The sequence below is a fragment of the Kribbella sp. CA-293567 genome, from assembly GCF_027627575.1.
Lineage (GTDB): Bacteria > Actinomycetota > Actinomycetes > Propionibacteriales > Kribbellaceae > Kribbella.
This window is the reverse complement of record NZ_CP114065.1, coordinates 1,788,762-1,806,606: the sequence shown is the minus strand read 5'-3', so window position 1 is coordinate 1,806,606 and position 17,845 is coordinate 1,788,762. Positions and strand designations below refer to the sequence as shown.

Sequence of the window (17,845 nt, the reverse complement as noted above, 5' to 3'; positions counted from 1 at the left end):
ATGCATGTAAATGAGGGCTGGGCGCCGCAGTCGCCGGTGGAGGGCGTGCTGCACGCCTTCACCCGGATCGGCCGCCGGCTGAAGTCCCGGCAACCCGGTGACACGATCGACCACAGCGCCCACCTGGTGCTGTTCGTACTGCGGTGCAACGGGGCACTGCGGTTGTCGGAGCTGGCGAGCAAGATGGAGATCGACGCCTCCACCGCCAGCCGGCACGTGCGGTCGCTCGAGCAGACGGGTCTGGTCCGCCGCTCCCCCGACCCCGACGACGGCCGCGCCTTCCGGGTCGAGCTGACCGAGCAGGGCGTCGCCGAGTGGGAGGCCAACGCCAAACGCCGGATGGGACTGCTGTCCCAGGCGATGGACGGCTGGACCCAGTCCGACATCGAGACCTTCGAGAAGTTGATGACCCGGTTCGCCGACGGCGTGATCAACCTCGTCGACGAGCGTGACGGCGGAAAGGCCTGGGCCGACAAGGGCTGGGCCCTGGCCGCTGCCGCCGCTCGTCCCCAAGACCCAGAGAACGTGGAGAACAACGCATGAGCACCCCAGAGCCCGCCGTCGCCGGCGGCGGCGCAGCGCCTGATCCGGACGCGCCGAACTACCTGTCCCACAAGCAGATCCTGGTGGTCCTCGGTGGCCTGATGGCCGGCATGTTCCTGGCCGCCCTCGACCAGAGCATCGTCGGTACGGCGCTGCCGCAGATCGTCAGCGAGTTCAACAGCCTGGACAAACTGTCCTGGGTGGTCACCGCCTACCTGCTGACCTCGACCGCCTCCACTCCGTTGTGGGGCAAGATCTCCGACCTGTACGGCCGCCGTCCGCTGTTCATCGCGGCGATCGTCACCTTCCTGGCCGGCTCCGTGCTGGCCGCGCTGTCGCAGAACATCGAGGAGCTGATCGGCTTCCGCGCCGTCCAGGGGCTGGGCGCCGGCGGTCTGATGTCGCTGGCCTTCGCCACCATCGGTGACGTGATCCCGCCGCGAGAGCGCGGCAAGTACATGGGGTACTTCGGTGCCGTCTTCGGCCTCTCCTCGGTGGCCGGCCCGCTGCTCGGCGGCGTTCTCACCGACGGTCCCGGCTGGCGCTGGATCTTCTGGATCAACCTGCCGATCGGCCTGGTCGCCCTGGGTGTCGTCGCCGCCGTACTGAAGCTGCCGCACGTGAAGCGCAGCCACAAGATCGACTACCTGGGCGCCTCGATCGTGACCGGCGCCGTGACCGCGCTGCTGCTGGCGGTCTCCTGGTCCGGCCCGGAGAACGGCTGGGGCAACGCGACCACGCTGGCGCTGCTGATCGGTTCCGTCGTACTCGCCGTCGTCTTCGTCTTCGTCGAGCTCCGGGTCTCCGAGCCGATCATCCCGATGGACCTGTTCAAGGGCCGGATCTTCTCCGGGTACGCCGGCTTCGCCTTCCTGCTCGGCTTCGCGATGTTCGGCGCGCTGATCTTCCTGCCGCTCTACCTGCAGGCCGTCAAGGACATGTCCCCGACCCGCTCGGGGCTGGCCCTGCTGCCGATGATCGTCGGCATCTTCAGCGCCTCGATCCCGAGCGGCCAGCTGATGAGCAAGACCGGCCGGTACAAGATCTATCCGATCATCTCGGCGATCCTGGTCGGTGGCGCGATGATCATGCTCTCCACGCTCAGCATGACCACGCCGTACTGGCAGCTGGCGATCTACATGTTCGTGATGGGCGCCGGCCTGGGTCTGTCGATGCAGATCACCGTCACCGCCGCGCAGAACAGCGTGCCCCGGCAGCACATGGGCACCGCGACCTCGACGATGACCTTCTTCCGCTCGATGGGTGGCGCGATCGGCACCGCCGTGTACGGCGCGGTCCTGACCAGCCGGCTGGACGTCCACCTGAAGGACATCGTGCCGAACGCGACCCAGAGCATGGTCGACGGACTGGCGAAGGCCGCCAACAGCGTGCCTGCCCTGCACAGCCTGCAAGAGCCGATGAAGGGCTGGGCCTTGAGCGGCCTGGTCAAGGCGATGGACGACGTCTTCCTGGTCTCGCTGCCGTTCCTGGCGATCGCCCTGGTGCTCGCAGTCATCACCCCGGAGCAGCGCCTGGCCGGCCGCGCCGACGGCGCCCCGAAGCCCGAGGACGAGAACATCGAAACCTCGGCCGCCGCCGCGATGCACTGACCCGCACTCCCCGAACAGCCGTCCCCGAAAGCCTCGGGGGCGGCTGTTCCGCTGTCCGCACTACGCCCCGCCGCTCCCTATCCCCCGGCGCCAACGCAGACCAGGCCGGCCTCAGCCGGCCCTTCATCCCATCGACCAACCTGACGGGAGAGCGAATTGGTGGAACGCCGGCCCGTTGATGCAGGCCGGCGGGGGTCAGACGGGGCGGTCCTGGCGTTGGGCCGGTGGGCGGCGGCGTGGGATGGGGCGTGGGGGTTCTGGGTCGACGTCGTTGCCGGCCAGGTGGTTGACGATGGTGTTGATCACCGCGGCGGCCGGGACGGCCACCAGAGCGCCGACGATGCCGGCCACGATCACGCCGGTCGCGATCGCGAGGATCACCGCGAGGGGGTGGACGCTGACGGCACGGCCGAGCAGGAACGGCTGCAGGACGTGAGCTTCCAGCTGCTGTACGCCGATCACGACGGCGAGCATGACGATCGCGACCACCACGTTCTTGGCGACCAGCGCGACCAGCACCGCGACGCAGCCGCTGACCAGGGCGCCGATCACCGGGACGAAGGCACCGACGAAGACCAGGATGCCGATCGCGCTGACCAGCGGCAGGCCGAGGATGGCGGCACCGAGCGAGATGCCGATCGCGTCGACCGCGGCCACGATGATCGTCGCCCGGACGAACGCCGTCAGCGACACCCAGGCCTTGCGGCCGGACGAGTCGGCCTTGTCCCGCGCGTGCCGGGGGAACAACCGCACCACCCAGGCCCAGATCTGCGGTCCTTGGTACAGGAAGAAGAACAGGCAGAACAGCGCGATGAACAACCCGGCGATCACGTGCGTCGCCGTGGTCCCGACCTCGGCCGCGCGCTGACCGATCGCGCCACCGCTCATCACGGTCTCGCGCAGCTTGTTCAGCGAGTCGGTGATGTCCTTCTCGGTCAGCCCGAAGTTGATCCGGAGCAGGTCGCGCACCTGCTGCACGCCCTCACCGACCTGGGCCGACAGCTCGTCGAACTGGCCCGCGATCTGTGTCCCGACCAGCGTCAGCAAGCCGGCCACCAGCGCGATCGTGCCGATCACCGTGATCCCGGCCGCGGCACCGCGCGGCAGCCGCAACTTCTGCAGCCCGTTCGTCACCGGCACCAGCAGCGCGGTGAGCAGGATGCCGACGGTCACCGGCACGATGACCTCGGACAGGTACCGCATCCCGTAGGCGATCACCAGCACGGCGGCCACGATCACCAGGAACCGCCAGGCCCAAGCGCTCGCGATCTGCATCCCCGGAGTCACGCCGAGGTCGACCGTCCCCTTGCTGGACGCGGCCAGCAGGTGCTGGTCGTCGTCTCCCACCACCGTGCGGCTCACACCGTCGACGGCGGAGTTGTCCGCGACCGGGCTCTCCTCGTCCCGCCCGACCTCGGGGATATCGGTCCCGGGCCCGGGTACGTCGGCCGAGTCGTCCCGCCCGACCGGCTCGTCCGGCTTGCTCATGACACCTCCGAGGTCTCAGTTCTCCCGAGACTAGTGCCCGCTGACGACCGTTCCATGAATGTGAGCGGCCAGTCCTTCGGCCGCTTCCGGATCGAGCTCGGCCAGCAGCCCGACGCCCGCGAGCACATAGTCGGAATCGACGCAGGTGCGAGCCGCCTCCGGCACCAGCCAGCCCTCCTCCTGGGCACCCTGCGAGATGCCGCCGAGGATCCGCGCCGCGACCTCCGGGCCGTTGTGCCGCAGTACTCCCCCGGATCCGACCAGCAGATCCACCTCGCGCAGATCCTTCCCGGAACGCTCGATCACACGGCCGCCCGGTCCGAAGATCACCCGCTGCCTGCCCGCGTGCCGCCGGAGCGCCACTGTCGCGGCCACCCGAGCCAGCGTCTCGTCGTACGACGCCTCAGTCGCGTCGTCCGGCAGGAACGCCGGATCCTCGTGCCGACGCTCAGCGGCAGCCGCCAGCGGCGTACCGGCTTCCAGCAGGCCCGCCTCGATCCCCGCGTCCACCACCGGTACTGCGCTCCAGCGCATCCCGAGGTCGCCTTCCACCGTCCGCGTGACGGGGTGCGTGGCGACCACCTCGCGACCCAGGTTCGCGTCCTCCGGGTCGAGCTCGATCACCGAGTGCACGTCGGTCGTCGCGCCACCGATGTCGACCACCGCGACGTCGCCGTGCAAGGCGGCGAGCACCTCGACGCCACGCAGTACGACGTCCGGCGTCGCCGCCCGGACCATCGCCGCGAACCCCGGGTCGCGGGACAGGTTCTTTCCGCCGATCACGTGCGCGAGGAACATCTCCCGGATCGCCGCCCGCGCACCGTCCGGCGCGAACACCCCGATCTCCGGGACCACGTTGGTCGCCAGCACGTGCGGAACATTTGCCTCGGACAACATTTCGCGGATCCGCGCCTGCGCGTCGACGTTGCCCGCGACAACCACCGGCCGCCGCCACTTGTACTTCGCCAGCACCGCCGCCGCGTTGGTGATCACCGCCGAGTTGCCGCCGTCCGTGCCGCCGAGCAGCAACACGACATCGGGACGCTCGGCCCGCAGCGCCTTCAGGGACGTCGCCGTCAGCCCACCGTTGACCACGGCAACGACTCGCCCACCACTGGACAGCGCGACCCGCCGGCCGGCCTCCGCGGTGACCAGCTCCTCGTTGCCGACGACACCGATCCTGAGGCCACCGCCGGCGCTCGAGCAGGCCAGCACCTCGGCCTTGGCGATGCCGGAATCCGCCGCCAGCAACGCGGTACGGCAGGCGTGCCAGCCGTCCATCACGTCACTGTCGACGGTGGTGCGGTGTTCGGCCCGGGCGACCAGGTCACCCGAGCCGGCGTCCACCGCGATCGCCTTCGTGAAGGTCGACCCGAAGTCGACCGCCACCCACAGGCTCACGACATCGCGCGGTCGAGGTCCTGCAGCAGGTCGTCGATCGTCTCGATGCCGACACTGAGCCGGATCAGATCGGCCGGGACCTCCAGCGGCGTACCGGCGACCGACGCGTGCGTCATCTTGCCGGGGTGCTCGATCAGCGACTCGACGCCGCCCAGCGACTCGCCCAGGGTGAAGACCTCGGCCTTGTTGCAGATGTCGAGCGCCTGCTGCTCGCCACCGCTGACCCGGAACGACACGATGCCGCCGTACCGCTTCATCTGCTTGGCGGCGGTCTCGTGGCCGGGGTGGCCCTCGACACCCGGGTAGAGCACCGAGGTGACGCTGTTGTGCCGCTGCAGGAACTCGACGACCTTCTCGGCGTTGTCGCTGTGCCGGTCCATCCGGACGCCGAGCGTCTTGATGCCGCGCAGGACCAGGAACGAGTCGAACGGGCCCGCGATGGCGCCGATCGCGTTCTGGTGGAAGGCAATCTTGTCGGCCAGCTCGCTGTCGCGGACGATCAGCGCGCCACCGATCACGTCGGAGTGCCCACCCATGTACTTCGTGGTGGAGTGCACGACCACGTCGGCGCCGAGCTCCAGCGGCTGCTGCAGGTACGGCGAGGCGAAGGTGTTGTCGACCACCAGCAGCGCGCCGGCGTCGTGCGCGATCTGCGCGACGATCGCGATGTCGGCGACGTTCAGCAGCGGGTTGGTCGGCGTCTCCAGCCAGACCACCTTGGTCTTGCCCGGGCGGATCGCGGCCCGGATCGCCTCCGGCTGGGTCACCGCAGCCGGGGTCATCTCGACGCCCCAGGTGCCGAGCACCTTGGCGAACAGCCGGAAGGTGCCGCCGTAGGCGTCGTCGGGGAAGACCACGTGGTCGCCGGGCACGCACAGCGAACGGATCAGGGTGTCCTCGGCCGCCAGCCCGCTCGCGAACGCGAAGCCCCGGGTGCCGGCCTCGATCGCCGCGAAACACTCCTCCAGAGCCGTCCGGGTCGGGTTCGCCGACCGGGAGTATTCGTAGCCGTTGCGCAGCCCGCCGACACCGTCCTGCTTGTAGGTGCTGGTCGCGTAGATCGGCGGTACCACCGCGCCGGTGGTGGGGTCGGGCTCGTTTCCGGCGTGGATGGCGAGCGTCTCGAAGCCGTAGTGGTGTTCAGAGTTCACCGAGCCAGCCTACGGCCCGGTTCGCCAAGTCCCCAATACAGTCTCGCCGGTCGTACGGCAAGCCCTGTCCCACGGCGCTGGACGGCAGATTCCCGGCGCCGGCCGGAAGTTGTCCACAGGCTCCGGCCGGAACCGGCGAGTGGCACCGCCCGTCACTTAATCTTGGATCCCCGGGACAGCGCTCGGACCCCCGGACAGCGAGTTTGCGGAGGCGGCACGGATGAAGACGCAGGACAGGTCGCTGGACGAGGACGCCCTGGCGATGGCCGACCTCGCCGAGGTCGCCGACTGGACCCCGATCGCCGGGCCCGACGACGACGCGTCCGGCGAGGCTGTGGTCCGGGCGCTCGTGCATCGCGTGATGGCGGCGACCAACTGGAAGCCGTGGCCGCTGGAGGCCGGCGAGGTGATCGGGCCGGAGCTGGCTTCCTGGGGTTTCACCACTCCTCGTGGGAGCACGATCATCGTGTTCGGCGGGCTGGCGTTCGCGGACTGCCCGGACAGCGGCTGGTCGGCGTACGAGATCGGTCCGGACGACATCCAGGCCGCCGAGGCGGGGCTGGACGCGCACTGGCCGGACCACCTCGCGCTGGCGACGCAGTACTGGGGACAGCCGGACTATGTCGGCGACGACAGCAGCCCGACGTTCGAGGACGAATGGGAAGAAGGCGCTGGCGCCGGGCGGCGGCATCTGGCTGTCTGGCTGCGACCGGGCGCGCAGTACCAGCTGTACAGCAACCGGCCCACCAAGGACCCACTGACGACGGCTGTCGGGGTCAACTACTCGGTCTACATCGACTAGGAGACCGGCCATGAGCGAACCTTCGGCAGGAGCCCCTGGCAACCGGGTGACCCGTCCGTTCCGGCGACTGGCGGCGCGAGTCTCCCGCTGGCAGAACACCCGGCGCGGTACGGCGACGCTCAAGGGCATGTACGCCCAGGCCGCGCGGGACGCCAAGCGGATGGACCCGACCGTCCGGGAACGGATCGGCCGGGCGAACCTGACCAAGGCCGACCTGCAGTCGCTCGCCGAGGCCCACATCACCGGCGCCTACGACCCGCGGCAACGCGGGTACTCCCGCCAGCTCAGTGGCCGGGCGGCCGCGCAGGCGATGCGCGCCGACCAGTCGGTGGTCCGCAACCGCAACCCGATCCGTCAGGTCGCCAACCGCGTCTCGCGCTGGCGCAACACCCGCCAGGGCACGGCGACTTTGAAGGCTGCCTACGCGCAGGCCGCGAAAGACGTCAAGCGGATGGACCCTGCGGTCAGGGAGAGCATCGGGCGGTCACGCATCACCAAAGCCGATCTGCAGAACCTCTCCCAAGCGGCGATGCGGGAGACCTTCCGTCCGGAGGGAAGGCAAACGCCGTACCAGGTCCAGCCGCGCTTCCAGCAGCACCTGCAGACCCAGCCGGCCGCCCAGGCTCAACCGCTGAACAGGCAGCAGTCCGCCGCCCAGGCGGAGTCGTCGCAACCACCCCTGCAGAACCAAGGCGCGCGAGCTCGGGCTGAGGTGAATCCTGAGCTGCACAACGTCCGGCAGATGCCAGCCCAGGCTGCTCCGCCGCGACCGCAGATGACGCCTGCCGAGGCAGCAGCGGCCCAGCGCTCCCAGGAGAACGGGCAGGGCGCTGGGCAGCAGACGCCGCAGGTTGCAGGGCAAGGAGAGCAGTCGGCGGGAGCACAGCAGGGTGTGGCGCAGGGACAGCCATCGCCCCAGACTCAGCAGGGTGTGGGGCGGACGCCCGGGCGTCATCGGGAGCAGGCTCAGGGACAGGGTGGCGGGCGGCACAGGCAACAAGGCAAGGCTCAGCAGCTTGCTGCGAGCTACCAAGCGCTCCGGCAGGGCCCCGGCAGGCACCGCGCCGGCGCCGCGCATCAGGCCGGCCCGAACCAATCCCCCGCCACCGTGCCCGGCCAAGCTCAAGGTCTCAACCTGCGTCAGCGGCTGCAAGCGGTGAAGCAGTTCCACCAGACGCTCTCCAACCAGAGCCCCGCCCAGCAGGCCGCCACCGTCGCGCAGCTCAACAGTTCAGCGACTCAGCAGAGCTCCGGCAACACCCCGCGCACCAACGGCGACGCAGCCAAAGCCTTCGCCGGCATGGCCGGAGCCAACGGTGCGGTGAACGCCAAGCCCACCGCCCAAACCACCGACCGCCCAGGCAAACCCGCCCACGCCGCCACCACCCACCGCAAGTCGGACACCAAGCAGCTCTAGCTCACCAACCGCACCGGATCACCTGCATCCGGCGCGGCGGCTAGTTGGTCTTGCGAGACAGTACGGCGGTCGCAGCATCCAGCAGGATGGCGCGCATCTCCTCGTCGGAGACCGCCGTTTGATCCAAACCGGTGGACAGCACGGCACCGACCACCTCGACGGCAGCAGCAGCTCGCACCCGGTCGGCCGGGGTCGGATCCGGCCCCGCCAACCACAGCTGGAAGCGCCGGCTCTGACCGATCAGATCATCCAGCTGATCGTCGAAAGCGGCGAGCACCGCGGTGATGTCACGCAGTACGGTCGGCCCGGTGGCGCGGTGCTTGATGACCACGTCCAGATAGGTGCCGAGCAGCTCCTGCTCCAGCTCCAGCGACCACGGCCGGTTCTCGACCAGCGCGAAGACCTCCCTGAGGTCCTCGAAGAACGTCCCGATGATCGCCTGCAGCAGCTCCTGCTTGGACGAGTAGTGGTAGTACAGCGACGCCTTCGTGATCCCGACCTGCTCGGCGATCTCCCGCAGGCTCGTCTTCTCGTAGCCGCGGGACGAGAACAGCTCCAGCGCCGCCCGGTGGATCTCTGCCTTGGTGTCGCGGGGCTTGGCGCCGGCCCGCGAACTGCTCTCCTGCTGCACGACACCACCCTCTCACTTCTCTTACCTACCGTGCGGCAGGTAGTCTACCTACCGACCGGCAGGTAGTGAGATCTGAGGAGGGGCCAGTGTTCACCAAGCTCGGACGCTTCGTCGTCCACAACCCGTGGAAGGTGATCGCCGCCTGGGTGGTCGCGGCGATCGCCGTGGTCGCGTTCGCGCCGACGCTCACCGACGTGACCACCAAGGATCAGGCCGGCTTACTGCCCGATTCCTATGAGTCCGTCCAGGCGCAGAAGCTCGCCGCCGACGCCTTCGGCCAGACCAGCGACGCCACCGCGAGCATCGTCGTCAAGCGCACCGACGGTGGCGTGCTGACCGCGGCGGACCAAGCGAAGACGTCCGAGCTGGCGACCGAGATCACAGCAGCGAAGATCGATCGGGTGACCGGCGCGGTGACCGGACCGCAGGCCGTCTCCCCCAACAAGCAGGTCCAGCTGATCAGCGTCGGCCTCAAAGGCCTGCCCGAGGAGCAGGCCGTGCTCGACGCGGTTCAGCACGTCCGCGATCTGACCGGTCCGGCGATGACGGACAGTGGCCTCCAGTACGGCGTAACGGGCGACGCGGCGCTCTTCCTCGACAACCAGGACGCGTTCGACAACGCGTTCGTCGTGGTCGGGATCGCCACCGTCGTACTGATCATCGGCCTGCTGCTGTTCATCTACCGCAGTCCCGTCGCCGCCCTGCTGCCGATCCTCACCGTCGGCCTGGTCAGCGCGATCGCGCCCGGCCTGATCGCCCTCGCCGCCAAGACGTTCGACCTGCAGGCGACCCAGGATCTCCAGACCATTCTGACCGTCGTCCTGTACGGCGTCGGCACGGACTACATCCTGTTCCTGCTGTTCCGCTTCCGCGAACGCCTCCGGGCCGGCGAGGAACCGAAGCAGGCTCTCGTCACCGCGACCGCCCGGGTGTCCGAGGTGATCGTGTCGGCGGCCGGCGCGATCGTGGTCGCCTTCAGCGCGCTGCTGCTGGCCGCGTTCGGCGGCTTCAAGAGCCTCGGTCCGGGGCTCGCGATCGCGGTCGCGGTGATGGCCTTCGCCGCCATCACGCTCATCCCGGCGGTCGTCTCGCTGCTCGGCCCGAAGGTGTTCTGGCCGTCGAAGTCCTGGCAGAAGACCCCGAAGGGCGCGACCTTCAAGCGCCTCGGACGGTTCACCGCCAAACGCCCCGCGCTGGTCGCACTGGTCTCCGGCGGCCTGATGGTCCTGCTGGCCCTCGGCACCCTGGGGATGAAGATCGACTACGACGCTTTCAGTCAGCTTCCCAAGGACACCGAGTCAGCGCGCGCCGTCAAGGATCTCCAGGCCGGCTTCCCCGCAGGCGCTCTCAACCCGACCACGGTCTACGTCAAAAGCACGGGCGGTACGCCGCTCGACCCGGCCCAGCTCACGTCGTACGCCGGGAAGCTCGCGAAGGTCGACGGCATCGGCGCCGTCCTCCCCGCCACCCCGGACGGCTCCCCTGCCCTGCTCAACCAGGACAAGACAGTTGCCCAGCTCAACGTCGTGCTGAAGGACGCGCCGTACGCGAAGTCCTCACTCGACCTCGTCGACGGCCCGCTGCGCGACACCGCCCACGCCGAAGCACCAGCCGGTACGTCGGTGCTGCTCGGCGGGGTCAGCTCGAGCTACACCGACATCCGGGACGCCAACAGTCGCGACCTGAAGGTGATCTTCCCGGTCGCCGGCGGACTGATCGCGATCATCCTGGCCTTGTTGCTGCGCAGCTTGCTGGCGCCACTGGTGCTGATGCTCGCGGTGGTGCTCAGCTTCTTCAGCACCACCGGCGCGACCGTCCTGGTCTTCCAGGGCGCCGCCGGGCACGCGGGCGTGACGTTCTCGCTGCCGATCATGCTGTACCTGTTCGTCGTTGCCATCGGCACCGACTACAACATCCTGATGATCGCGCGACTCCGGGAGGAGGCCGAACGCGGGACCGATCCGCGCGAGGCCGCGGATCTCGCGATCGAGCACGGCGGTCCGTCGGTGGCGGCGGCCGGCCTGATCCTGGCCGGCACGTTCTCCTCGCTGATGCTCGCCGGGATGGCGCTGCTGACCGAGATGGGCTTCTCGGTCGCGGCCGGAATCGTGATCTCGGCGTTCCTGATGTCGATCTTCCTGGTCCCCAGCGTGACCGCACTGCTCGGTCCTCGCGCCTGGTGGCCTCGCAAGCTGAAGGCCCCGCAGCCGGCCGCGGCCGGTGATCGAGCGCTGGAACGAGTCGGCTGACCCCAGCAACCACAGGCCGAGGGGTCCTGTGGTGCGCGGATGCCGGGCCCCCTGGTCCGGCATCCGCGGTCTCAGTTGTCCGCTTCTTCGGTGTTCAGTTTCACGGTGAACAGCGGTAGCAGGACATGAACGAGCGGCCCGATCGCGAGCGCGTAGAGCACGGTGCCTACCCCGACCACCCCACCGAGCAGCCAGCCGACCGCGAGCACCGTCACCTCGATGCTGGTCCGGACCAGCCGCACGCTCCGCCCGGTACGCCGCACCAGGCCGGTCATCATCCCGTCCCGCGGACCAGGGCCGAGCTGGGCGCCGATGTAGAGCGCGCCGGCCAGCGCGTTGACGACGACTCCGGCGGTCATGAAGACGATCCGCAACCACATCGCGTCCGGCCGGTCGACGATCGCCAGGGTCAGGTCGACGGTCAGCCCGACGACGACCGCGTTGCTGATCGTCCCCAGCCCGGGCCACTGCCGCAGGGGAATCCAGGCGAGCAGCACGAGGAAGCTGACGATGATGGCGACGGTGCCGAAGCTGAGGTTCACGTGCTGGGTGATGCCGTAGTGCAGGACGTCCCAGGGATCGAGGCCGAGATTGCCCTGGACCATCAGGCCCATCGACGCGCCGTACAGGACCAGGCCGACGTAGAGCTGGACGAGGCGGCGCGGGAGGTGGCCGGCTCTGAGCTGCTCGAGCGGATTCAGGGCAGCTAGCCGGCGGCCGCGCGGGTTCTTGGCGGGCGCTGCGGAAGTGGCGGTCACAGGATCCAGTCTCCGACTGATTGGCCTGGTGTTCGATAGCCAGTTGGGTAATAGTGGACTGCATGATCGCGCAACAGCTTCCTGCCAGCACACTCGCCGGGCTGCTCGGCAGCTGGGCGGACGACTCCGGACCGGCGTACCGGAGTCTGGCCGAGCGGTTGCGGCTGCTGATCGCCGACGGGCGGATCATGCCGGGTGCGCGGGTGCCGTCCGAGCGCGAACTGACCGACGCGTTGGGGGTCAGCCGGACCACCGTCGCTTCGGCGTACCGTGAACTGCGCGATCGTGGCTACCTGACCAGCAGACGCGGATCGGGCAGCGTCACCGCGTTGCCGTCGAAGGTCGAGCCCGAACTCGGCCGCCATCACGCGCCGGGGATCGACACCGAGGGGCTCTACGACTTCACCTGCGCGGCGTCGCCGGCCGTGCCGGGGATCAGCAGCGCGGTGAGCGAGGCGCTCGAAGACCTGCCGCGGCACCTGGCCACGCCCGGCTACCACCCGCAGGGGCTGCCGGAGTTGCGGGAGGAGATCGCGGCGTCGTACCGGGCTCGCGGGCTGCCGACGACGGCGGACCAGATCATCGTCACGGCGGGCGCGCTGGCCGCGACCTCGATCGCGGTCCGCGCGATGACGCAGATCGGCGACCGGGTGCTGACCGAGAGCCCGACCCATCCGAACTCCGTCGACGCGATCCGGCGCAGCGGCTGCCGCGTCGTCGCGGCGCCGATGAGCCCGTACGGCTGGGACCTTCCCTTGCTAGAGGCAACGATCAGGCAGTCGTCGCCGCGGGCCGCCTGGCTGGTGGCCGACTTCCAGAACCCCACTGGGCGGTTGATGCCGGCGGCCGACCGGCAGCGGCTGGCGATCGCGCTGGCGCGGGCCCGGACCACGGCGATCATCGACGAGACGCTGTTCGAGCTGGCCCTGGACGGACAGGAGATGCCGCCGCCGTTCGCCGTCTTCGACCCGCAGGGCGTGATCACGGTGGGATCGGTCAGCAAGTCGTTCTGGGGAGGTCTGCGGATCGGCTGGCTGCGCGCGCCGGAGGCCTTGGTGTCCCGCATTCTCGACGCGCGGGCCTCGCTGGACCTGGGTGCGCCGGTGCTGGAGCAGTTGGTCGTACTGCGGTTGCTGCAGGCGCGGTCCTCCATCCTGCCGGAACGCCGGGCCGCCCTTGCTTTCCGGCGTGACGCTCTCATCGCCGCGCTGCGGACTGCGCTGCCGTCGTGGCGGTTCGAGGTGCCCGGCGGTGGGTTGTCGATGTGGTGCGAGCTGCCCGAACCGGTGGGCTCGAGCCTGGTGGGGGTGGCCCAGCGGAACGGCGTACTGGTGGTGGCTGGGTCGCGCTTCTCCCCCGACGGCGGGCTGGAGTCGTTCTTGCGGCTGCCCTATACGCTCGAACCGGACACTCTGCGTGACGCGGTCGACCGGTTGGCGGCGTCGTACGAGTCACTGACGGCGGGACCACCGCTGCGGCGTACGGCGGCGATGATCGCTTGAGCAGTCGTTCGACGTAAACGTCCCGTAATCGGCCGGGGGAAGGTTCGCCCCTGGGGTCGCGTTGAGAGACTATGAGAGTCACTCTGCGAGAGGCGTGAGATGTCGTTCTTCAAGCAAAAGTCAGCCCTGGTCGAGCCGGACGCCGCCCTGCCGGGCCGCCCCGAGCCCACCTTCGCCGTACCGGCGGACAACATCGTGCTCGGTACGCCGCAGACCGCGCCCACCCCCGAAGGCTTCGAGGAAGTCTGGTTCGGCACGGGCTGTTTCTGGGGCACCGAGGAGATCTTCTGGCAGCTGCCGGGGGTCTACACCACCGCAGTCGGCTACGCCGGCGGCTACACCCCGAACCCGACGTACGAAGAGGTCTGCTCCGGCCGCACCGGCCAGACAGAGGCCGTCCGCGTCGTCTACGACCCGGCCAAGACCACCTTCACCGCCCTGCTGAAGGTCTTCTGGGAGACCCACGACCCGACCCAGGGAATGCGCCAGGGCAACGACCTCGGCTCGCAGTACCGGTCGGCGATCTACTACACCACCGACGCCCAGAAGACCGAGGCCGAGCGCACCCGCGACCTGTACGCCCCGGTGATCAAGCCGCTCGGCTACGGCGACATCACCACCGAGATCGCCCCGGCAACCAAGTTCTTCTACGCCGAGGGCTACCACCAGCAGTACCTCGCCAAGAACCCCAACGGCTACCGCTGCCACAGCAACACCGGCGTACCGTTCCCGGCTGAAAGCTAAGCCCCACCCGTACTCTCCTCTCGGGCTGAGGCGTTGCACCCACCCGAACCACCAGCGGCCCTGCGCGATGCGGATTCAACCCCGCATCACGCGGGGCCTGCGTGTTTTCCTACCCGTACTCACATCGCGGGCTGAAGCGTTGCCCCCACCCGAACCCGTTGGCGGTCCACGGGGCGCGGAGCCGATCCGCATCGCGGTTCCGGTCCCGCACCTATCCAGCCCGAACGGCCACAGATGCCACTCCAACACCGGCGTACCGTTCCTGGCTGACGCCTGATCCGTTGCTTTGCCGCGAGGGCCGCCTGCCGGTCCTCGCGAACGGACAGCTGTACCTACGGTGTGGTCTCAGGCGCTCCGGTGAGCAACGCGATGCGCCGTCGCAGCCGTCTGGGCCAGTACCACCGGGTGTACAAGAGTGCCGCGGGGACAACGGCACCCAGCAATCCCCAGGGAGACTCGCTGACGGCCCCGGCGATGCTACCGATCAATATCAGCACCAACACGATGATGAACAGCCAGCGCGAACGGCCCGTGTACTCCGCGAGATGTCGGGAAGCGATGCGCAGCGCAGCCGACCGGATCGCTTCGTCTTCAGGCACAGGGCCATCCATCGCAGCACGATGAGCGAGACGAACGTCCTCATCCGGTAAGTCGCCTTCCGCGTCTTTCATCGCTCGTTTCCAGCCGGCGCTCCACCAGGCCATTGCCAACCCGAACGGCACACCGGTGGCAATCGCACCTATGCCGGCCGCAGTCCAACTCGACCCGTCGAGCTTGGTGAAAGCGCCCATCACCACCCCGAAGAAGGCGCCGCTCAACACGGCTGTGACCCAGCGGGCGACTCCGCTTCGCTCTCCTTGCATGTGGTGATCATCCGCCATACGCAGCCGCGGCGTTGGTCCAGTGATGGCGGCGGGCGAGGTGGACGTGGACCTCGGCATTGAGTTCCACCGTTTCGGGGAGCGCCTCGAGGGTTCGGCGGAAGACCTCGTCGCGGTCTGTGGGCTCCAGCATCACGTACGCCGAGACTGTGGAGAGTTGTCCGACGTAGTCGCGGGCGCTCATCGTCAGGCGCCGTTCGATCACCGACTGCCGGACGTCGGTGAACCACTCGGACTGCTCAAGTTCCGTGCCGGGCCATTGCATCGGCAGATCCGCGGCGGTGCCGTCGGGCGACGGTACGCCGTCGTCGTCCAGGTACGGCGCACGTGCCGCGCGGGCGGCCTCCTTGAGGGCTGGGTCGGCCAGCTGGATCGGTACGCCGAACGAGGCGAAAACGCCGCCCGGCTGGACGAGCGCGGCCATTCGGGCCCACCGGCCGTCCGGGTTGGTCCAATGCAGCGCGGCCGCCGAGTACACCAGCTCGTACGACGAATTCAGCGGTAGGTCCTCAAAAGCGGCTTGCACGGACGTGACGTTCGCCGGCAGGTGTTTCCGCAGCTCGGCCAGCATCGCCGCATCAGGCTCGGTGGCCGTGACCGCGATCCCTCCCTGTGCGAACAGGCGCGTTGCCTTGCCTGTCCCGGCGCCGATCTCCAGAGCGGTGCGAATCGGCCCACCGGCGTACGCCGTCACCAGCTCGAGGAGTTCATCCGGATACCCCGGCCGGAACCGTTCGTACGCCGCTGCCACTGTGCCGAAACTCAACGCCCGCGCAACCATCCCGGCATCCTGACACCTGCGACGCTCCGGCGCCTGTCGTTTTCGCGCCGACCGGTTCGTAGTACGGGTAAGAAGTGAACGCCAAGAAGCATCGCCACCAGAGCGCTGCGCGCCAGGAAGGTTCGGATATGAAAGCTCTGCTTACCTCGAGCGGGATCAGCAACGGCAGCATCCAGGACGCGTTGGTCGAACTGCTGGGCAAGCCGATCGCCGAGGCCAACGCCCTCTTCATCCCGACTGCCATCTACCCCTTCCCCGGTGGCGCCCAGATGGCGTGGCGCGCGATGTCCGGAGAGGGGTCGTCGCGCCTGTGCCAGTTGGGCTGGAAGTCGCTGGGCATCCTGGAACTTTCGGTGCTCCCGAGCATCGAGGAAGACGCGTGGGTGCCGACCGTCCGGGACGCCGACGCGATCCTCGTGTGGGGCGGCGATCCGCTGTTCCTGGCCGCCTGGATGCGGCGCTCCGGCTTCGCCGACCTCCTACCGACGTTGGATGCTGTGTACGTCGGAGTGAGCGCCGGCAGCATCGCCGTCACCTCGACCTTTGTCGAGACCTACGTCGATCCGCCCCGCGAGAGCGACGGACCGCTCAAGTCGGAGCCCGCCGTCTTCTCGACCCCGGAGGGCGATGTCGACAGGCTCCTCGTCACCGGCCAGGGCGCCGGGCTCGTCGACTTCGCGGTGATCCCGCATCTCAACCACCCGCATCACCTCGACGCATCACTACCCAACGCCGAGAAGTGGGCGGCGCACATCCCCGCACCGACGTACGCGATCGACGACGACACCGCCATCAAGGTGGTCGACGGCACCATCGAGGTCGTCACCGAAGGGGACTGGAAACTCTTCCAACCTTGACCTTCGCGAACACAACGACAGGCAGTAGTGCCGCCGCGAGTCCTGTACTCCGCCCGCCCAGGCGTGGGGCGGACGGCCCGGCCCTACTACTGCCTGTCGCTATGTCCGCAAACCCGACGGCAGCCTCAGCCCATGCTCTTCTTGCCGTCGATCGCCTCGCGGATGATGTCGGCGTGGCCGGCGTGCTGGGCGGTTTCGGCTGTGATGTGCAGGAAGACCCGGCGGACCGTCCAGAAGACGCCCGGCGGCTGCCAGGGAGCGGCGGGGAGTTCGTACGCCGTGTCGAGGTCGAGCGTGGCGACCAGTTCGTCGGTGGCAGCGGCGACCTTCTCGTACTCCGCCAGCGCGCCGGCGAGCGTCTCGTCCTCCGTGAGGCGGAACTGGTTCTCCCACTTGGCGAGCATCTCCGGGCTGAACTCGGTCTCGGCGGGAGTCTGGTCGCCGCCCGATCGGGCGAAGTCGGCCCAGGTCCGCTCGGTCTCGGTGACGTGCTTGATCAGCCCGCCGACCGTCAACGCGCTGACGGTACTGCGGGTGCCGGCCTGCTCGTCGGTCAGCCCCGCGGCGGTCTGCCGGAGGAAGTACCGGTGCTTGGTCAGGAAGTCGAGGATGTCGGCCCGCTCTGTCGTCGTCATACTTCGACTCTAAAGCCAGTAGCGGTCAACTTCTGGCCTCTACTCGAACCGAGTTTTAGTCCTCGACGCCCAGCCACACAACGCGATTCGCGAAAGCACCCCGCTCAGTCGCCTTGGTACGGCGAAGCCGGTCGAGCGCCGCCTGATCGGTACCGAGGTCAGCAGCCAAGGCATAGACGACCTCCAGCACATCAGCCAGTTCCTCGACGGCCCCCGAGGAGCCTGACCGGCGTGCTGCGGCGGCTCGCGGACGGGCGAAAAATGTCGGTGGCGGGTGGCAGAGTGTAGTCATCGGGCGACGATGAGGTGTCGTTCCGGTTGCTTTGGGCATGCTCTCCGCTCACGACACGTGGGGGGCATGGCCACGGTCGGTGAGGCTAGCCGTAGGGGGTTGG

General features: G+C 68.9%; 17 protein-coding genes. 8 read left to right on the top strand and 9 right to left on the bottom strand.

What is annotated here, in order from left to right; genetic code table 11:
* Together OX958_RS08740 and OX958_RS08735 are read left to right on the top strand one after the other, a co-directional pair.
* Positions 1-543, top strand: a complete 543-nt coding sequence (locus OX958_RS08740; RefSeq protein WP_270136702.1) for a MarR family winged helix-turn-helix transcriptional regulator — start codon at positions 1-3, stop codon at positions 541-543.
* On the top strand, positions 540-2,153 hold the full coding sequence (locus OX958_RS08735; RefSeq protein WP_270136701.1) for an MDR family MFS transporter: 1,614 nt from the start codon (positions 540-542) through the stop codon (positions 2,151-2,153). Before OX958_RS08740 ends, OX958_RS08735 begins: the two co-directional genes overlap by 4 nt.
* Before the next feature lie 195 nt (positions 2,154-2,348).
* Here the strand turns inward: OX958_RS08735 and OX958_RS08730 are convergent, their stop codons facing one another.
* The 3 genes from OX958_RS08730 to OX958_RS08720 are packed head-to-tail and all read right to left on the bottom strand — an operon-like array spanning position 2,349 to position 6,193.
* Positions 2,349-3,641: an AI-2E family transporter gene (locus OX958_RS08730; RefSeq protein ID WP_270136700.1), complete on the bottom strand. Its 1,293-nt coding sequence runs from the start codon at positions 3,639-3,641 to the stop codon at positions 2,349-2,351.
* 30 nt (positions 3,642-3,671) lie between these two features.
* Positions 3,672-5,042: a glutamate mutase L gene (locus tag OX958_RS08725; RefSeq protein WP_270136699.1), complete on the bottom strand. Its 1,371-nt coding sequence runs from the start codon at positions 5,040-5,042 to the stop codon at positions 3,672-3,674.
* Positions 5,039-6,193: a cystathionine gamma-synthase gene (locus OX958_RS08720; protein ID WP_270136698.1), complete on the bottom strand. Its 1,155-nt coding sequence runs from the start codon at positions 6,191-6,193 to the stop codon at positions 5,039-5,041. Before OX958_RS08720 ends, OX958_RS08725 begins: the two co-directional genes overlap by 4 nt.
* A 220-nt stretch (positions 6,194-6,413) precedes the next feature.
* Between OX958_RS08720 and OX958_RS08715 the strand changes: the two genes are divergently transcribed.
* Together OX958_RS08715 and OX958_RS08710 are read left to right on the top strand one after the other, a co-directional pair.
* A complete protein-coding gene (locus OX958_RS08715; RefSeq protein ID WP_270136697.1) occupies positions 6,414-6,995 on the top strand; it encodes a hypothetical protein in 582 nt (193 codons plus the stop codon).
* A gap of 10 nt (positions 6,996-7,005) precedes the next feature.
* Positions 7,006-8,412 (top strand): hypothetical protein, encoded by a 1,407-nt coding sequence (locus OX958_RS08710; RefSeq protein WP_270136696.1) that lies wholly within the window; start codon positions 7,006-7,008, stop codon positions 8,410-8,412.
* A gap of 40 nt (positions 8,413-8,452) precedes the next feature.
* On the opposite strand, the gene OX958_RS08705 is transcribed toward OX958_RS08710, so the two are convergent.
* Entirely contained in the window at positions 8,453-9,043 is a 591-nt protein-coding gene (locus tag OX958_RS08705) for a TetR/AcrR family transcriptional regulator (RefSeq protein WP_270136695.1), read from the bottom strand.
* Positions 9,044-9,129: 86 nt separating this feature from the next.
* Between OX958_RS08705 and OX958_RS08700 the strand changes: the two genes are divergently transcribed.
* Positions 9,130-11,292 (top strand): MMPL family transporter, encoded by a 2,163-nt coding sequence (locus OX958_RS08700; RefSeq protein WP_270136694.1) that lies wholly within the window; start codon positions 9,130-9,132, stop codon positions 11,290-11,292.
* 71 nt (positions 11,293-11,363) lie between these two features.
* On the opposite strand, the gene yczE is transcribed toward OX958_RS08700, so the two are convergent.
* Positions 11,364-12,050 (bottom strand): membrane protein YczE, encoded by a 687-nt coding sequence (gene yczE / locus OX958_RS08695; protein ID WP_270136693.1) that lies wholly within the window; start codon positions 12,048-12,050, stop codon positions 11,364-11,366.
* 62 nt (positions 12,051-12,112) lie between these two features.
* On the opposite strand from yczE, the gene yczR reads away from it, so the two are divergent.
* Both yczR and msrA read left to right on the top strand, forming a co-directional pair.
* Positions 12,113-13,552 carry a MocR-like transcription factor YczR gene (gene yczR, locus OX958_RS08690; RefSeq protein WP_270136691.1) on the top strand — a complete coding sequence of 480 codons (1,440 nt, stop codon included), beginning with the start codon at positions 12,113-12,115 and terminating at the stop codon, positions 13,550-13,552.
* 99 nt (positions 13,553-13,651) lie between these two features.
* The gene (gene msrA / locus OX958_RS08685) at positions 13,652-14,296 is read left to right on the top strand and encodes a peptide-methionine (S)-S-oxide reductase MsrA (protein ID WP_270136690.1); all 645 of its coding nucleotides are present in this window, start codon (positions 13,652-13,654) and stop codon (positions 14,294-14,296) included.
* 332 nt (positions 14,297-14,628) lie between these two features.
* Here the strand turns inward: msrA and OX958_RS08680 are convergent, their stop codons facing one another.
* On the bottom strand, positions 14,629-15,117 hold the full coding sequence (locus tag OX958_RS08680; protein WP_270136689.1) for a hypothetical protein: 489 nt from the start codon (positions 15,115-15,117) through the stop codon (positions 14,629-14,631).
* 49 nt (positions 15,118-15,166) lie between these two features.
* Positions 15,167-15,958, bottom strand: a complete 792-nt coding sequence (locus OX958_RS08675; RefSeq protein WP_270136688.1) for a class I SAM-dependent methyltransferase — start codon at positions 15,956-15,958, stop codon at positions 15,167-15,169.
* Positions 15,959-16,086: 128 nt separating this feature from the next.
* Between OX958_RS08675 and OX958_RS08670 the strand changes: the two genes are divergently transcribed.
* Positions 16,087-16,815 carry a Type 1 glutamine amidotransferase-like domain-containing protein gene (locus OX958_RS08670; RefSeq protein WP_270136687.1) on the top strand — a complete coding sequence of 243 codons (729 nt, stop codon included), beginning with the start codon at positions 16,087-16,089 and terminating at the stop codon, positions 16,813-16,815.
* A gap of 125 nt (positions 16,816-16,940) precedes the next feature.
* Here the strand turns inward: OX958_RS08670 and OX958_RS08665 are convergent, their stop codons facing one another.
* Together OX958_RS08665 and OX958_RS08660 are read right to left on the bottom strand one after the other, a co-directional pair.
* Positions 16,941-17,450, bottom strand: a complete 510-nt coding sequence (locus tag OX958_RS08665; RefSeq protein WP_270136686.1) for a DinB family protein — start codon at positions 17,448-17,450, stop codon at positions 16,941-16,943.
* Between the two features lie 55 nt (positions 17,451-17,505).
* The gene (locus OX958_RS08660; RefSeq protein ID WP_270136685.1) at positions 17,506-17,742 is read right to left on the bottom strand and encodes a nucleoside triphosphate pyrophosphohydrolase; all 237 of its coding nucleotides are present in this window, start codon (positions 17,740-17,742) and stop codon (positions 17,506-17,508) included.
* Positions 17,743-17,845 lie beyond the last annotated feature (103 nt).

Bases quoted from the DNA above. Each gene is read 5' to 3' on its own strand.
- OX958_RS08730 (WP_270136700.1), bottom strand. From the start codon at position 3,641: ATGAGCAAGCCGGACGAGCCGGTCGGGCGGGACGACTCGGCCGACGTA.
- OX958_RS08670 (WP_270136687.1), top strand. From the start codon at position 16,087: ATGAAAGCTCTGCTTACCTCGAGCGGGATCAGCAACGGCAGCATCCAG.
- OX958_RS08660 (WP_270136685.1), bottom strand. From the start codon at position 17,742: ATGACTACACTCTGCCACCCGCCACCGACATTTTTCGCCCGTCCGCGA.
- OX958_RS08665 (WP_270136686.1), bottom strand. From the start codon at position 17,450: ATGACGACGACAGAGCGGGCCGACATCCTCGACTTCCTGACCAAGCAC.
- msrA (WP_270136690.1), top strand. From the start codon at position 13,652: ATGTCGTTCTTCAAGCAAAAGTCAGCCCTGGTCGAGCCGGACGCCGCC.
- yczR (WP_270136691.1), top strand. From the start codon at position 12,113: ATGATCGCGCAACAGCTTCCTGCCAGCACACTCGCCGGGCTGCTCGGC.
- OX958_RS08675 (WP_270136688.1), bottom strand. From the start codon at position 15,958: ATGGTTGCGCGGGCGTTGAGTTTCGGCACAGTGGCAGCGGCGTACGAA.
- OX958_RS08735 (WP_270136701.1), top strand. From the start codon at position 540: ATGAGCACCCCAGAGCCCGCCGTCGCCGGCGGCGGCGCAGCGCCTGAT.
- OX958_RS08740 (WP_270136702.1), top strand. From the start codon at position 1: ATGCATGTAAATGAGGGCTGGGCGCCGCAGTCGCCGGTGGAGGGCGTG.
- OX958_RS08715 (WP_270136697.1), top strand. From the start codon at position 6,414: ATGAAGACGCAGGACAGGTCGCTGGACGAGGACGCCCTGGCGATGGCC.
- OX958_RS08710 (WP_270136696.1), top strand. From the start codon at position 7,006: ATGAGCGAACCTTCGGCAGGAGCCCCTGGCAACCGGGTGACCCGTCCG.